This window comes from Serratia sp. (in: enterobacteria) (assembly GCF_046715635.1).
Classification (GTDB): domain Bacteria; phylum Pseudomonadota; class Gammaproteobacteria; order Enterobacterales; family Enterobacteriaceae; genus Chania.
Map to the genome: position 1 here is coordinate 1 of NZ_JBKJYW010000220.1, position 15,214 is coordinate 15,214.

Annotated in this window: 12 protein-coding genes; 4 read left to right on the forward strand and 8 right to left on the reverse strand. The window is 53.1% G+C overall.

Annotated features, from left to right (window positions below; all coding sequences use genetic code 11):
• The 8 genes from ACLQ7H_RS11040 to bolA all read right to left on the reverse strand — a co-directional run.
• Nucleotides 1-359, reverse strand: a 359-nt coding sequence (locus ACLQ7H_RS11040) for a ComEA family DNA-binding protein (RefSeq protein ID WP_411752703.1), incomplete at its 3' end; no start/stop codon positions are given.
• 209 nt (nt 360-568) lie between these two features.
• Nucleotides 569-2,449 carry a peptidylprolyl isomerase gene (gene ppiD, locus ACLQ7H_RS11045; protein WP_411752704.1) on the reverse strand — a complete coding sequence of 627 codons (1,881 nt, stop codon included), beginning with the start codon at nt 2,447-2,449 and terminating at the stop codon, nt 569-571.
• A 170-nt stretch (nt 2,450-2,619) separates the two neighbouring features.
• Complete coding sequence (hupB, locus tag ACLQ7H_RS11050; RefSeq protein ID WP_004954599.1) at nt 2,620-2,892, reverse strand: nucleoid-associated protein HU-beta; 273 nt, start codon at nt 2,890-2,892, stop codon at nt 2,620-2,622.
• 216 nt (nt 2,893-3,108) lie between these two features.
• Nucleotides 3,109-5,463, reverse strand: a complete 2,355-nt coding sequence (gene lon, locus ACLQ7H_RS11055) for an endopeptidase La (RefSeq protein WP_411752705.1) — start codon at nt 5,461-5,463, stop codon at nt 3,109-3,111.
• Nucleotides 5,464-5,656: 193 nt separating this feature from the next.
• Entirely contained in the window at nt 5,657-6,928 is a 1,272-nt protein-coding gene (gene clpX / locus ACLQ7H_RS11060; RefSeq protein ID WP_411752706.1) for an ATP-dependent protease ATP-binding subunit ClpX, read from the reverse strand.
• A 208-nt stretch (nt 6,929-7,136) separates the two neighbouring features.
• On the reverse strand, nt 7,137-7,760 hold the full coding sequence (clpP, locus tag ACLQ7H_RS11065) for an ATP-dependent Clp endopeptidase proteolytic subunit ClpP (protein WP_411752707.1): 624 nt from the start codon (nt 7,758-7,760) through the stop codon (nt 7,137-7,139).
• Nucleotides 7,761-8,180: 420 nt separating this feature from the next.
• Nucleotides 8,181-9,485, reverse strand: a complete 1,305-nt coding sequence (gene tig / locus ACLQ7H_RS11070) for a trigger factor (RefSeq protein ID WP_411752708.1) — start codon at nt 9,483-9,485, stop codon at nt 8,181-8,183.
• A 364-nt stretch (nt 9,486-9,849) separates the two neighbouring features.
• On the reverse strand, nt 9,850-10,164 hold the full coding sequence (gene bolA / locus ACLQ7H_RS11075) for a transcriptional regulator BolA (RefSeq protein WP_411752709.1): 315 nt from the start codon (nt 10,162-10,164) through the stop codon (nt 9,850-9,852).
• Nucleotides 10,165-10,517: 353 nt separating this feature from the next.
• Between bolA and ACLQ7H_RS11080 the strand changes: the two genes are divergently transcribed.
• The 4 genes from ACLQ7H_RS11080 to ACLQ7H_RS11095 all read left to right on the forward strand — a co-directional run.
• Nucleotides 10,518-11,096: a lipoprotein gene (locus ACLQ7H_RS11080; RefSeq protein WP_411752710.1), complete on the forward strand. Its 579-nt coding sequence runs from the start codon at nt 10,518-10,520 to the stop codon at nt 11,094-11,096.
• A 56-nt stretch (nt 11,097-11,152) separates the two neighbouring features.
• On the forward strand, nt 11,153-12,631 hold the full coding sequence (gene ampG, locus ACLQ7H_RS11085; RefSeq protein WP_411752711.1) for a muropeptide MFS transporter AmpG: 1,479 nt from the start codon (nt 11,153-11,155) through the stop codon (nt 12,629-12,631).
• 445 nt (nt 12,632-13,076) lie between these two features.
• Nucleotides 13,077-14,033: a cytochrome o ubiquinol oxidase subunit II gene (cyoA, locus tag ACLQ7H_RS11090; protein WP_411752712.1), complete on the forward strand. Its 957-nt coding sequence runs from the start codon at nt 13,077-13,079 to the stop codon at nt 14,031-14,033.
• A 4-nt stretch (nt 14,034-14,037) separates the two neighbouring features.
• Nucleotides 14,038-15,214, forward strand: a 1,177-nt coding sequence (locus ACLQ7H_RS11095; protein ID WP_411752713.1) for a cbb3-type cytochrome c oxidase subunit I, incomplete at its 3' end; no start/stop codon positions are given.

Here is a 15,214-nt window from a genome sequence, read left to right on the forward strand (position 1 = left end):
ACCAAGGAGGGACCGATCCCCGGCACCTCCTGTAGCTGGTCTATTTCGCTAAACGGCCCGTTCTGTTCGCGGTAGCGCACTATGGCCTCCGCCTTTTTCAGCCCTACGCCGTTCAACACGCTGGCTAGCGCCTCGGCATCTGCCTGGTTAATACTGACCTTGGCTTCACCTTCGCTTTGCGCTTCAGGGCTAACCGGAACAGTGATCTTAGGCGATACCGCAGCGGCCGGTGGTTGCCCTTGAGAGGGTTTCTCTGCGGCAATCGCCGAGCTCCCTATCAGGCCAAACAGAGCCGCCGCCAAAAGTAACTGGCGGATAACGGTAAAACGGCTAAAGGCTTTATTTTCGCTAAGTTGCATGCTGTATCCTCCTTGTGTTTGACAGCAAGGTTACCTTGCCGCAGCGGCGGAAGATCGGCAAATGGCAGAGTTTAAATGTGGAAAAGGCCGCGAAAGCGGCCTTTGAGTCTTTCAAGCTGTTGCAAAAAAATGCGGTGCTTATTCCCGTACACTGTAGGGAGGAATAAGGGCACAGCATGCTGTGCCCCTACAAAACCAGAGAACGGAGATTACGGCTGTTGCTGCTCAGCGGCACCCATTTTGATCTTGGCTTCTTTGCGCAAGTTAGTCAGCAAGGCATCAAAGATCACGCTAGCGCTCCCTTTCTCCATGTTGCTGACGAACGTTTTCATTTCGTCTGCTGGCAGAGAGCCTGGCTTCACGCTATCCAGAGCGATCAACACCACGTTCCCTTGAGCATCCTGCGACATGCCGTAAACCACTTTACCGGCTTGCGGGTGCGGCAGTGCGAATACGGCTTCAACCAGTTGGCTGTCTTCCGGGGCGCGTGCCATTTTCTGTACGCTGCCGAAGCTCAGACCAGCGGCTTTCATCGCCTCATCGCCTTTGCCCTGCTTCAACTCAACCAGCAGTTTTTCGCCCTGCAGTTTGGCTTCTTGCAGTGCCTTGTTGTGTTTGACCATCGCGGTTACGCGATCTTTCACCTTGTCGAAAGGTTCAATCCCTTCCGGCTGATGGGCCACAACGCGGATCACGAACGCGCGGTCACCGTCAACGGTGATAACGTCAGAGTTGCTGCCTGGTGCACCGTTCTCGCCAATCAGCGAACCATCGAAGATGGCTTGCACAACTGGCTTGAAGTTCAACTCAGCAGGAACCGTGTCACGGGTAAACCATTCGGTGTTAGCCGCCTTGGCACCAGCGGCTTCTTCCGCTGAGGCCAGGGACTCGTTATCACTGGTTGCCGCCTCGCTGACTTTCTGCTGCAACGCATAGTAGGCATCTACCGCTTTTTCCTGCTTGATCAGCTTGGCGATAGCATCATGCACTTCGCTCAATGGCTTCACCAACGCTGGCTTGATATCGTCCAGGCGCACGATCAGGTAACCCACTGAAGACTTCACTACGCCAGACAGTTGACCCTTTTCGGTCAGATTGGCCTGTTTCAGTTCGTCAGCCGTGGTGTCTGGTTCCATCCAGTCCATTTCGCCACCGGTACGGCGTGAGATGATGTCTGTGGACTTCTCTTTCGCCAATGCAGCGAAATCACCACCGTTTTTCAGCTCTTCCAACACCGCTTTGGCTTCCGCTTCGGTTTTCAGCTGGATCACGCTGAATTTTTTGCGTTCCGGCTGGCCAAAGCTGCTCTGGTGCCCATCATAATAGGCGCTGATATCCGCTTCGGTAACGGTCACTTTATCCTGCAATGCCGCGGCATCCAGCGGGATAAAGCTCACTTTCACCTGCTCTGGCGCGATGAAGCTATTTTTGTTCTGCTCGAAGAAGGCCTTCAGCTCTTCGTCGGTGACGGTTTGCTTGGCCATCATGGCATTGAGATCGATCGTTGCCAGGCGCACGTCGCGCTCTTGCAGTACCAGCGCAACCATAGACTGTGCTTCGCTTGGCGGGACGATATCGGAACCGCCGAAGCCCTGGATCATCTGCTGGTTGATTAACCGCTGGCGCGTGTATTGCGCATATTGATCTGCGCTAAAGCCTGAACGGGTAATCAAGTCGAGATATTTGGCATTGTCGAACTTGCCGTCCGTCTGGAAATAGGCTTCTTGACGGATAGCCTCTTTCACCTGATCGTCACTGGCGCTCAGGCCCAGCGTCTTCGCGTACTGGTCCAGCAGCGACTTGTCAATCAGTTGAGACAGCACCTGCTGGCGCATCTGCTGCATGTAACCTTCGTTGCCAGCCATGGCAGAGAAACGGTCACCCAATTCCTGCTGCATACGGCTACGTTCACTCTGGAAAGCCTGTTCCAGCTGGGCGCGTTCGATCACCTGGCCATTTACTTTCGCAGCGTAATCGCCGGCACTTCCCTGATAGCTGACCACTCCAGTCAAAAGAAATGACAAGATAATCAGCCCCAGGATGATTTTTAGCACGACGTGGTTAGCAGCCGCGCGTAAATTGTCCATCATAGTGTGACAACACTCCGCTGTGATGTGGATTAACAACCCTTGTGCAGGCGCGTTCCCTGCGACAAAAATAAAAAAAGCGCATCAACCTGATGCGCCTTATATCTTACCTTACCAATACCGCTGCGTCAGGTGATTGTTTACCAGCGACGCGATGCGATTAAACGCCGTAATCAGTTTACTGCGTCTTTCAGGGCTTTCCCTGCACGGAAAGCCGGAACTTTGGCTGCCGCGATTTTGATCTCTTTACCCGTTTGCGGGTTACGGCCGGTACGAGCTGAACGCTCACGCACGGTGAAAGAACCGAAACCAACCAGAGCCACGTCATCCCCTTCTTTCAAGGAATCAGTAACGGAAGCAATAATTGCGTCCAAAGCACGCCCTGCTGCCGCTTTAGAAATATCAGCACCCGCGGCAATTTTGTCGATCAGTTGTGACTTATTCACTCTATCATCCCCTCTAGAATTCAAAACGTCGCACCGAAAAATCCCTACGGTAACGACAGCGCTGCTGTTATATCAATCCCGTCGTGCCTTGGCAAGCCACCAAACGGCGGCAAAACGCGAGCCGACAGGGATCTAACTTAGCGGCACAAAAAAATACTGGCAAGTCCGAATTGGCTTGCCAGCATGAGTTTTATCAATGGTTTTTGCTATACGTCACTATTTTACCGCTACCGGCTGTGCGCCGAAGGCCGGATTGACCAGTGCAATGTTCAAAACTTCATCGATTCGCTGTACCGGATGGATCTCCAGATCGGCAATGACGTTGTCCGGGATCTCTTCCAAATCGCGCTTGTTCTCGTAAGGGATCAGCACGGTTTTGATACCGCCACGGTGTGCCGCCAGCAGCTTCTCTTTCAGGCCACCAATCGGCAACACATGACCACGCAAGGTGATCTCACCGGTCATCGCCACATCGGCGCGCACCGGGTTGCCTGTCAGGCAGGAAACCAGCGCGGTACACATGGCAATACCGGCGCTTGGGCCGTCTTTCGGCGTCGCCCCTTCCGGCACGTGGACGTGGATATCACGTTTTTCATAGAAATCGGCGTTGATTCCCAACTTCTCTGCACGTGCACGTACCACGGTCAACGCGGCCTGGATCGACTCCTGCATCACTTCACCCAAAGAACCGGTGTAGGTCAGCTTGCCTTTGCCCGGTACGCAGGCGGTTTCAATGGTCAGCAGATCGCCGCCCACTTCCGTCCATGCCAGCCCGGTTACCTGACCTACGCGGTTTTCGGTGTCTGCACGGCCGTAATCAACACGCTGAACGCCCAGATAGTCCTTGAGGTTCTCACCGTTGATCTCGATGTGTTTGAGCTTCTTGTCCATCAGCAGCGACTTGACCGCTTTACGGCACAGCTTGGAAATTTCACGCTCCAGGCTACGCACCCCGGCTTCACGGGTGTAATAACGGATAATGCCGATAATGGCGCTGTCATCCACCGTCAGTTCGCCTTTCTTCAACGCGTTGCGCTCAAGCTGCTTTGGCAACAGGTGCTGTTTGGCGATGTTCAGTTTTTCGTCTTCGGTGTAGCCGGAAAGACGGATCACTTCCATACGGTCCAGCAACGGTGCCGGGATGTTCATCGAGTTGGAGGTCGCCACGAACATCACGTCGGACAGATCGTAATCCACTTCCAGATAGTGATCGTTAAACGCCACGTTCTGTTCTGGATCCAGCACTTCCAGCAGGGCTGAAGCCGGATCGCCACGCATGTCGGATGACATCTTGTCGATCTCATCGAGCAGGAACAGCGGGTTTTTCACCCCAACCTTGGCCATTTTCTGGATCAGTTTACCCGGCATGGAGCCGATGTAAGTCCGGCGGTGACCGCGAATCTCCGCTTCGTCACGTACGCCGCCCAGCGCCATACGGACATATTGGCGGCCGGTCGCACGAGCGATCGACTGCCCCAGCGAGGTTTTACCCACGCCAGGAGGCCCTACCAGGCACAGGATTGGACCCTTGATTTTGCTGACGCGGCTCTGCACTGCAAGATACTCGAGGATGCGGTCTTTGACGCGTTCCAGGCCGTAGTGATCGGTATCGAGCACTTCCTGCGCCTTGAGCAGGTCTTTTTTCACCTTGCTGCGCGCATTCCACGGCACCTGGATCATCCAGTCGATATAGCCACGCACGACGGTCGCTTCCGCAGACATCGGCGACATCATTTTCAGCTTTTGCAGTTCCGCTTCGGTTTTCTCACGCGCTTCTTTCGGCATTTTGGCCGCTTCGATCTTGCGCTTCAACGCCTCGTGTTCATCCGGCGCGTCGTCCATCTCGCCCAGTTCTTTCTGAATCGCCTTCATCTGCTCATTCAGATAGTACTCGCGCTGGCTCTTTTCCATCTGCTTCTTGACGCGGTTACGGATGCGCTTCTCAACCTGCAGCAGGTCGATTTCCGACTCCATCATCGCCATCAGGTACTCAAGACGCTCGGTGATATCGAACATCTCCAGCACCGACTGCTTGTCACTGAGCTTCAGCGGCATATGCGCAGCGATGGTATCCGCCAGGCGCGCAGCGTCGTCGATGCTGTTCAATGACGTCAGCACCTCCGGTGGAATTTTTTTGTTCAGTTTGATGTAGCCTTCAAACTGATTGATCGCCGTGCGCACCAGGACTTCCTGCTCACGCTCGTCGATAGCCGGTGACTCAAGATATTCAGCCTGGGCAGCGAAGTGTTCGCCGCTGTCGGAGAGCGTGGTAATACGCGCACGCTGCAAACCTTCGACCAGCACCTTGACCGTGCCGTCCGGCAGTTTCAGCATCTGTAAAATCGAGGCTACGGTACCGACCGAGAACAGATCGTTAATGCCAGGTTCATCCGTCGAGGCCTCTTTCTGCGCCACCAGCATGATCTTTTTATCGTGATCCATTGCGGCTTCGAGGCACCGAATCGATTTTTCCCGGCCAACAAACAACGGGATCACCATGTGCGGATAAACCACCACGTCGCGCAATGGCAACACGGGGATTTCAATGCGTTCGGAACGCTCAGGGTTCATAGAGCTCTCTCTTAGTTTAATTTCCGCCAGGATTAGGGTGATCTCATGAGACGCCAGCATCAAACGTTTCACAAAATCTGGATTATGAGTATATGGGGATGAATCTCTTACATTCAACGGTAACAATGTAGAGAAAAAGAAAAGGGGGATAAAATCCCCCTTTAACGATTAACTTTCTGGTTTGACTGGCTAATTATTCGCCAGAAGCCTGCGCTTCCGGTTTGCCGTAAATCAATAACGGCTTGGATTGGCCAGCGATCACCGATTCGTCGATCACCACTTTATCTACGCTATCGAGCGACGGCAGATCGTACATGGTGTCCAGCAGCGCGCCTTCGACAATCGAACGCAGGCCACGGGCGCCTGTCTTACGCGTCATAGCCTTCTTGGCGATGGCGTTCAGCGCTTCCTCGCGGAATTCCAGATCTACCCCTTCCAGATTGAACAACGCCTGATACTGCTTGGTCAGGGCATTTTTCGGCTCTTTCAGGATCTGGATCAGTGCTTCTTCACTCAGTTCGGTGAGGGTAGCAACTACCGGCAGACGACCGATGAACTCTGGGATCAGGCCAAATTTGATCAAGTCCTCCGGCTCTGCTTGCAACAGCAGTTCGCCTTCGGTGGCTTTTTCAGATTCCCCCTTCACCGTGGCACCAAAACCGATACCGGAACCGGTGTTAACGCGCTGGCCAATCACCTTATCCAGGCCGGCAAACGCGCCGCCACAGATAAACAGGATCTTGGAGGTGTCCACCTGCAGGAACTCCTGCTGCGGATGTTTACGCCCGCCCTGTGGTGGTACCGCCGCAATCGTGCCTTCGATCAGCTTCAGCAACGCCTGCTGCACGCCTTCGCCCGAAACGTCACGGGTGATGGACGGGTTGTCTGACTTACGTGAAATCTTGTCAATTTCATCGATATAGACGATGCCGCGCTGGGCTTTCTGCACGTCATAGTCGCATTTCTGCAACAGTTTCTGGATGATGTTTTCCACGTCCTCACCCACGTAACCGGCTTCGGTCAACGTAGTGGCATCGGCCATGGTGAAAGGCACATCCAGGAAACGTGCCAGCGTTTCTGCCAGCAAGGTTTTGCCGCTACCGGTTGGGCCGATCAGCAGAATATTGCTTTTGCCCAGTTCGATGCCATTGCTGGTATCGCCGTTACGCAGGCGTTTGTAGTGGTTATAGACCGCCACCGCCAGCACTTTTTTCGCCTGCTCCTGACCGATGACATAATCGTCCAGGTGGTGGCGAATTTCGTGCGGTGTCGGCAATGAGCTACGCTCGCGATGCGGCGCAACCTCTTTAATCTCTTCGCGAATAATGTCGTTACACAGATCAACACATTCATCGCAGATATACACTGACGGACCGGCAATCAGCTTACGCACTTCATGCTGGCTTTTGCCGCAGAAAGAGCAGTACAGCAACTTACCTGAACCGTCTTTGCGCTTATCTGTCATGAGTCAAACCTCTTCTTTTGTCTTTGTCCCGCACCATTACGCGGCGACAATGCGCCCAAACTTTATACCGGGAACGCCGATAACGCTGTTTAAAGCGAGCCAGGCCCGCTCTGAATACTATAGCCTATCGGCCCACAAGCCGCGCTGTACCCGTAACCTTTCTGGCGGCAGGTACCGCACTACAGCCTGTGACCCTTCGGGTATAGTTTTAGCTGCGGTGCGTCAGAATGCTGTCGACCAGACCGTATTCTACCGCGTCTTCCGCAGTCATGAAGCGGTCACGTTCGGTATCACGTTCGATCTGTTCCAGCGATTGGCCGGTATGCTGTGCCATCAACTCATTCATGCGTGCCTTCACCTTCAGGATCTCACGCGCATGAATTTCAATATCCGTTGCCTGGCCCTGGTAGCCGCCCAGCGGCTGGTGGATCATCACTCTGGAGTTTGGCAGGCAGAAACGCTTGCCCTTGGTGCCTGCGGTCAGCAGGAACGACCCCATGGAACACGCCTGCCCCATACAGATGGTGCTGACGTCCGGCTTGATAAACTGCATGGTGTCATAGATTGACATGCCAGCCGTGATCACGCCGCCCGGTGAGTTGATATACAGGAAAATATCTTTTTCTGGGCTTTCTGCCTCGAGGAACAACATCTGCGCCACGATCAGATTAGCCATGTGATCTTCAACCTGGCCGGTCAGGAAGATAATGCGCTCTTTCAGCAGGCGGGAATAAATATCGTAAGAACGCTCCCCGCGCGAAGTCTGCTCTACCACCATCGGCACCAGTGCCATGTTAGGTGCAAATTGGTCTCGTTCGCCACTGTATGACATTACCGTCTCCTAATAGAAATTGCCTTGGCGCCATTGTCTGTCGATTCTACTTGAGAACGGCCATCATGACTACGTTCAAGCCATCGACAGGCTCCACACTGATTTGACGGCGCTATCATTCCGCCAGGCGGATCAAGCGGCCCATACTGTTGTAGGAATTGGGGGGTCACAGAGCGAATTTCAAGCCCGGTGAACAATTTTCACCAACATCCCTGTGTGGCAGGCAAGGTCACAACCACTGGCCTTCCGCTACCGCCATTCATCCTCGACCCAATAAATATAGTGCATATTGCCACAGTTAAGCCGAGATTAATCAGTCACGTGGCAAAAGAAAAGCCCGTAACCAAAGTTACGGGCCTTGTAAGGAACCCCCCGCCAGGCATGGACCTGCCATCAGGTCGATCCTGGCGTCAACCAGCATTACGCTTGTTGAGTCTGGTTCATCAGCTCGCTGAAGGTAGTGGCTTTTTCAGTCACTTTCGCTTTAGCCAGCAGGGCTTCTACCGCTTGTTCTTCCAGAGCAACGTTACGCATGTTGTTCATCAGCTCTTTGTTTTTGCTGTAGAACTCAACAACTTCGCTCGGATCTTCGTAGGCGGAAGCCATTTCTTCGATCAGGGTCTTAACGCGGTCTTCATCGGCTTTCAGATCGTTGGTGCTGATCACTTCGCCCAACAGCAGACCGACGACAACGCGACGTTTGGCTTGCTCTTCGAACAGTTCGCGTGGCAGTTCCAACGCTTGCTTCTCGTTGCCACCAAAACGCTGTGCAGCCTGACGACGCAGAACGTCGACTTCGCCGTCGATCAGTGCCGCTGGCACGTCGATTTCGTTAGCGTTGACCAGACCGTCGATAGCCTGAGTCTTGATGCGGTTACGCACGGCACCTTTCAGTTCGCGCTCCATGTTTTTACGCACTTCAGTACGCAGACCGGCGAGAGAACCATCAGCCACGCCGAAACGCTTGATGAACTCTTCGGTCAGTTCTGGCAGCTCGCGCTCTTCAACTTTCTTCAGCACGATCGCGAACTTGGCCGCTTTCCCTTTCAGGTTTTCTGCGTGGTAATCTTCTGGGAAGTTGACGTCGATGGTGAACTCTTCACCGGCTTTATGACCCACCAGACCTTCTTCGAAGCCTGGGATCATGCGGCCCTGGCCCATAGCCAGAACGAAATCAGCGGCTTTACCGCCTTCAAACTCTTCGCCGTCGATAGAGCCGGTGAAGTCAACAGTCACGCGATCTTCAGCAGTGGCTGCGCCGTCGGTGTCTTTCCAGGTCGCCTGCTGCTTACGCAGGGTTTCCAGCATGGTATCCACATCGGCGTCGTTAACTTCAACCACAGGTTTTTCAACCTCGATGCTTTCCAGGCCTTTCAGCTCAACTTCTGGATAGACTTCGAATTCCACGGTGAAAGCGAAATCTTCGCCTTCTTTGTACTCGCCCGGTACGTAGTTTGGTGCGCCGGCCGGGTTAATTTTCTCTTTGATGATCGCATCAACAAAGTTGCGCTGCATCAGATCGCCCAGCACGTCCTGACGGACAGAAGCGCCATAACGCTGTTCGACGATGTTCATTGGCACTTTGCCTTTACGGAAACCGTCGATACGTACGCTTTTAGCTGCGTTGATCAGCTCTTTCTTTACTGCCTGATTGATAACATCAGCGGGTACAGTAATAGAGAGACGGCGCCCAAGGCCTTGAGTGGTTTCTACTGAAACTTGCATCTTGTTACCTCAAAAAAATCACAGTGCTCGGTCAACTCCGTTCCAAGAACCAGGACGGCTACATTAAAAACCGAGTTCCCTGATGTCGAGAGCGTTCCGAAACCATTCCGGAAAAATTAGACGCGACATTATAGCGGCGCAAGCGTAGCTAGTCGAGGATGGCAAGGCAGTACTGGCGCGTTAAAAATCACACTTTTGCCGATTTTTCACCCAAATACCTTGATGCCATAGCCATCAGAGCTGCAAAAGCCGTCGGCTTTGTCGTCGTCAAAAACAGCAACGGCCCGCAGGCCGTTGCAAAATTCGTCAGTAGTAATACCTTAATTACGGGTAAAAGTTCCACTGATACCGTAAATTTTAGATTTTAAGCCAACGTGCCCGCACCGCGACAGGGTGGCGAAGCCGGAACCGTATCCTGCAGCCCTTCCCACTCTTTCAGGGTATAGGTATGCAATGCCAGCGCGTGCACGCCGTTTTCCAGTTCCTTCGCCAACACGCCATAAATGGAACGATGCCGGGTCAGGAAACGTTCGCCGACAAAGCGGTCGCTCACCAACACCACCTTGAAATGACTTTCGGACCCAGCAGGAACGTTATGCCGATAGCTCTCATCAGTCACTTCCAGATACGCGGGCTCAAACGCCGCCCTTAACTTTGCTTCTATTTGCTCGCGGATCATAGGATCTCCTTACGACACCGGCAGACTACCAGGTTCTACTTTAATATTAGTCGGTTTTGCCCCTGCCAGAACATGGCTATCGTAAATCCCACAGCTCAATGCTGAAAAATCCATCAATAAAAGCAGCTCAGTTGAGGTTTATCCGATTGAGCCGCTCGAAAAAGCTTGTTTTTATCCTGGTTGAGGAAAAATTTACGTCACGGCCAACTTCAACACTTCCCCCCGTTGTTGGCAATGCTATGATGACGGCAATTTATCGTTGACTCTAGCGCTTTGATTATCAAGCACCCACAACCCTGCCCGCGGGCTTGAACAGCACCGGGCATAAAACCACGATTGATGAGACAGTCATAATGTTAAAAAAACTTTGTCTTCCGCTGCTGGCTGTACTGTTGTTAGCTGGCTGTGCTACCAGCACCAATACGCTGAACGTTACCCCGAAGATCGTATTGCCTCAGCAGGATCCTACCCTGCAAGGGATCACCATCAGCATTAACGGTGCCGATCAACGCCCAGATCAGGCGCTGGCCAAAGTGAACCGTGATGGCCAACTGATCACCCTGACCCCATCGCGCGACCTGCGCTTCCTGCTGCAAGAAGTGCTGGAAAAGCAAATGGGCGCGCGTGGCTATATGATTGGGCCGTCAGGTGCGGTTGATTTGCAGATCGTGGTGAATACGCTGTTTGCTGACGTTTCCCAAGGCAACCTGCGCTACAACATCACCACCAAAGCGGATATTTCAATCATCGCGCAGGCCAAAAATGGCAACAAGCAGGTGAAGAACTACCGTTCTACCTATAACGTGCAGGGTGCCTTCACCGCCAGCAATGACAAAATCACCGATGCGGTCAACACCGTACTGGGTGACGTCATCGCCGATATGGCGCAAGACATCAGCGTCAACGAATTCATCAAGCAAAACGCGCGTTAATAGGCAATCAGTGCCTTGCGCTGCCCGGTTAACCGGGCAGCGCAGATCGGGATCTCATGTCGAAACAGTATCTGAATATTTTTACCCAGCGTAACTCCGTCATCCTGTTAGTGTTGGGCTTTGCCTCTGGGCTGCCGTTGGCATTGACCTCCGGCACGCTGCAAGCCTGGATGACCGTCGAAGGCCTCGATCTTAAAACCATTGGTATCTTCTCTCTGGTGGGTCAGGCCTACGTGTTCAAGTTCCTCTGGTCACCGTTTATGGATCGCTACACGCCTGCGTTCCTTGGGCGGCGGCGTGGCTGGTTATTGATCAGCCAGTTGCTGCTGGTAGTGGCCATCGTGGCAATGGGGTTTATGAATCCGTCACAGCACCTGTGGTGGCTGGCCGCGCTGGCGGTGGTGGTGGCATTCTGTTCTGCCTCGCAGGATATTGTTTTTGACGCTTACAAAACCGATCTGCTGACGGCCGAAGAGCGCGGGGCCGGGGCCGCAGTTTCGGTACTGGGTTATCGCCTGGCGATGCTGGTCTCCGGCGGGCTGGCCCTTTGGTTAGCCGATCGCTATTTCGGCTGGCAGGCGACTTACTGGTTAATGGCCGGGCTGATGCTGATTGGCGTTGCCGCTACGCTGATGGCCCCTGAACCGGACGACAGCATTCCTGCGCCGCGCACCTTGGAGCTGGCGGTAGTCGCCCCGCTACGTGACTTCTTCGCCCGTAACAATGCCTGGCTAATCCTGTTGCTGATCGTGATGTATAAGATGGGTGACGCTTTTGCCGGCAGTTTGAGCACTACCTTTCTGATCCGCGGGGTCGGCTTCGATGCCGGCGAGGTCGGCCTGGTGAATAAAACGCTCGGTCTGTTTGCTACCATCGTCGGGGCCCTGTTCGGCGGCATATTGATGCAGCGTCTCAGCCTGTTCCGGGCGCTGATGCTGTTCGGCATTCTGCAGGCAGTGTCCAACATTGGTTACTGGTTGTTGGCGATCACCGATAAAAACATCCTGACGATGGGCAGCGCCATTTTCCTGGAAAACCTGTGCGGCGGTATGGGCACCGCAGCCTTTGTCGCCCTGCTGATGACCCTGTGCAACAAATCCTTCTCCGCCACCCAGTTTGCCCTGCTCTCGGCGCTCTCCGCCGTTGGCCGTGTTTACGTCGGGCCGATTGCCGGTTGGTTTGTGACCGCCCATGGCTGGCCACTGTTTTACCTGTTCTCCATCGCAGCTGCGGTTCCAGGCCTGTTACTGCTATTAATCTGCCGCCAGACGTTGGAGTACACGCAACGTACTGACAACTTTATGCCACGCACAGAGTTCCGTGCCGCCTACCGCTGGGCATTGCGTCTGTTGGGCGTCGGTTGCTCGCTGCTAGGCCTATGGCTACTGCTGCTGATCGCCAACGCACTGGATTGGACCAACTGGCCCGACCTCGCTGTGCAGCTGCTGCAAATCGGTGCCATGCTGAGCCTGGTGGGGATTATCATGGGTAGCCTGTTGGACTACCTGGCGTTGCGCCGAACGCAATTAGCGTGATTTTTTTGTTGGCCGATAAAATTCGGCCAACAAAAAAGCATCAGAAAAACGAATTTATTTCGTTAAAATTTTAATATTTTCGCCAAAGCTATTTTTTTACCCGAGTAAAACACTCGGAAATACAATTTAATTTACCTAGATAAAACAAAAAATTTACATTAAATAACCCTTTTTTCACCTATTACCGCCTCACCACCGCTGACGGAATACCCTGATATACCCTTGTTTTTCCATGACATAGCGACCTCCCGGATCGATTCAGCTCGCCAACATATTGTTGCCATTAGTAAATTGTCACCTAAGGTTACATGTGTGACCCCCTTAACAGAAAGTGTCAACAAGCCACTGACACTCTCTTAAGTATGTTTACAGTACTGCAACCTTCCCGTAAAATGCCCGCACACATGAAACGACAATATAGAGCCTTGGTAATTGGGGTCGTTAGATGAGACTTAAGAAATACAATAAAAGTATTGGGATGTTATCCTTAATTGTCGCCACCGTATTGCTAAGCGGTTGCGATATGGTTTTGATGGATCCCAAAGGAGCAATAGGTGTTGAGCAACGAAGACTGATCCTCACGGCAATCGGCTTGATGCTGATCGTTGTGGTGCCAGTGATCTTCATGGCATTTGCCTTTGCCTGGAAGTATCGTGCTTCCAACAAAAGCGCCAAGTACAGTCCGAATTGGTCACACTCCAACAAGATTGAAGCGGTCGTCTGGACCATTCCAATCATTATCATCGCCATCCTTGGCACCATAACCTGGAAAACAACCCACGCGCTGGATCCATTCAAGCCGATTGTCACCGACAAAAAGCCAATGACCATCGAAGTGGTATCGTTAGACTGGAAATGGCTGTTCATCTACCCAGAGCAGGGTATCGCGACCGTTAATGAGTTGGCTTTCCCGAAAGATGTTCCAGTCGAATTCAAGGTCACCTCTAACTCGGTAATGAACTCGTTCTTTATCCCTCAGTTAGGCGGTCAAATCTACGCGATGGCTGGAATGCAGACCAAACTGCATCTCATCGGTAACGAAGCTGGGCAGTATAAAGGCATTTCCAGTGGTTACAGCGGTGCAGGTTTCTCCGGCATGAAATTCACTGCGATTGTTACCCCAACCGAAGGCGACTTCAATCAATGGGTTAACAAAGTGAAGGGGTCGCCTAATACCCTTAACACCACCAGCGATTTTAACAAACTGGCCGAGCCGAGTGAAAACAACCCGGTTGAGTTCTTCTCCAGTGTCAAACCGAATTTGTTCAAAGAGACGATTGGCAAATTCATGGGTGATATGCACATGCACAAAGGCGCAGCAGATGCTTCCGCGCACCAGGGCATGGACATGAGCCAGGGTATGGACATGGGTGAACATGCTCACGCCGGAGCCGAGGAATAAACAGATGTTGGGAAAATTAACACTTGATGCGGTTCCGTTGCATGAACCGATCATCATGATCACCGTTGCTGCAATTGTCATTGGTGGCTTGGCGCTACTGGCGCTGCTCACCTATTTCGGCAAATGGAAGTGGCTGTGGAGCGAATGGCTGACCTCGGTTGACCATAAAAAAATCGGTATCATGTATATCATCGTGGCCATGGTTATGCTGCTGCGTGGTTTTGCTGATGCCATCATGATGCGTAGCCAGCAGGCGCTTGCGTCTGCCGGTGAGGCTGGATTCCTGCCGCCGCACCACTACGACCAAATCTTTACCGCGCATGGCGTCATCATGATCTTCTTCATGGCGATGCCTTTCGTGGTGGGTCTGATGAACGTGGTGGTCCCGTTGCAAATCGGTGCCCGCGACGTTGCCTTCCCGTTCCTGAACTCCCTGAGCTTCTGGTTCTTCGTGGTCGGTGTGGTGTTGATCAACATCTCGCTGGGTGTCGGTGAATTCGCACAGACCGGCTGGTTGGCCTATCCTCCGCTATCGGGCAAGGAATACAGCCCTGGCGTCGGGGTCGATTACTGGATCTGGAGTCTACAGATTTCCGGTCTGGGTACCCTGTTGACCGGTGTGAACTTCTTCGCCACCATCCTGAAGATGCGTGCCCCTGGCATGCCGTTGATGAAGATGCCAGTGTTCACCTGGACGGCGCTGTGTACCAACGTGCTGATCATCGTCTCCTTCCCAATTCTGACCGTCACCGTCGCGTTGCTGACCCTGGATCGCTATCTGGGCACCCATTTCTTTACCAATGATATGGGCGGCAACATGATGATGTACATCAACCTGATTTGGGCCTGGGGTCACCCAGAGGTGTATATCCTGGTTCTGCCAGTGTTCGGTGTGTTCTCTGAAGTCACCGCCACCTTCTCGAAGAAACGTCTGTTCGGCTATACCTCACTGGTATGGGCAACCATCGCGATCACCGTTCTGTCGTTTATCGTTTGGCTGCACCACTTCTTTACCATGGGGTCAGGCGCCAACGTTAACGCCTTCTTCGGGATTGCCACGATGATCATTTCCATCCCGACAGGGGTGAAAATCTTCAACTGGCTGTTCACCATGTACCAAGGCCGTATTCAGCTTAACTCCGCGATGCTGTGGACCGTTGGCTTCATCATCACCTTCTCCA

Bases quoted from the DNA above. Each gene is read 5' to 3' on its own strand.
- ppiD (WP_411752704.1), bottom strand. From the start codon at position 2,449: ATGATGGACAATTTACGCGCGGCTGCTAACCACGTCGTGCTAAAAATC.
- lon (WP_411752705.1), bottom strand. From the start codon at position 5,463: ATGAACCCTGAGCGTTCCGAACGCATTGAAATCCCCGTGTTGCCATTG.
- clpX (WP_411752706.1), bottom strand. From the start codon at position 6,928: ATGACAGATAAGCGCAAAGACGGTTCAGGTAAGTTGCTGTACTGCTCT.
- clpP (WP_411752707.1), bottom strand. From the start codon at position 7,760: ATGTCATACAGTGGCGAACGAGACCAATTTGCACCTAACATGGCACTG.
- tig (WP_411752708.1), bottom strand. From the start codon at position 9,485: ATGCAAGTTTCAGTAGAAACCACTCAAGGCCTTGGGCGCCGTCTCTCT.
- bolA (WP_411752709.1), bottom strand. From the start codon at position 10,164: ATGATCCGCGAGCAAATAGAAGCAAAGTTAAGGGCGGCGTTTGAGCCC.
- ACLQ7H_RS11080 (WP_411752710.1), top strand. From the start codon at position 10,518: ATGTTAAAAAAACTTTGTCTTCCGCTGCTGGCTGTACTGTTGTTAGCT.
- ampG (WP_411752711.1), top strand. From the start codon at position 11,153: ATGTCGAAACAGTATCTGAATATTTTTACCCAGCGTAACTCCGTCATC.
- cyoA (WP_411752712.1), top strand. From the start codon at position 13,077: ATGAGACTTAAGAAATACAATAAAAGTATTGGGATGTTATCCTTAATT.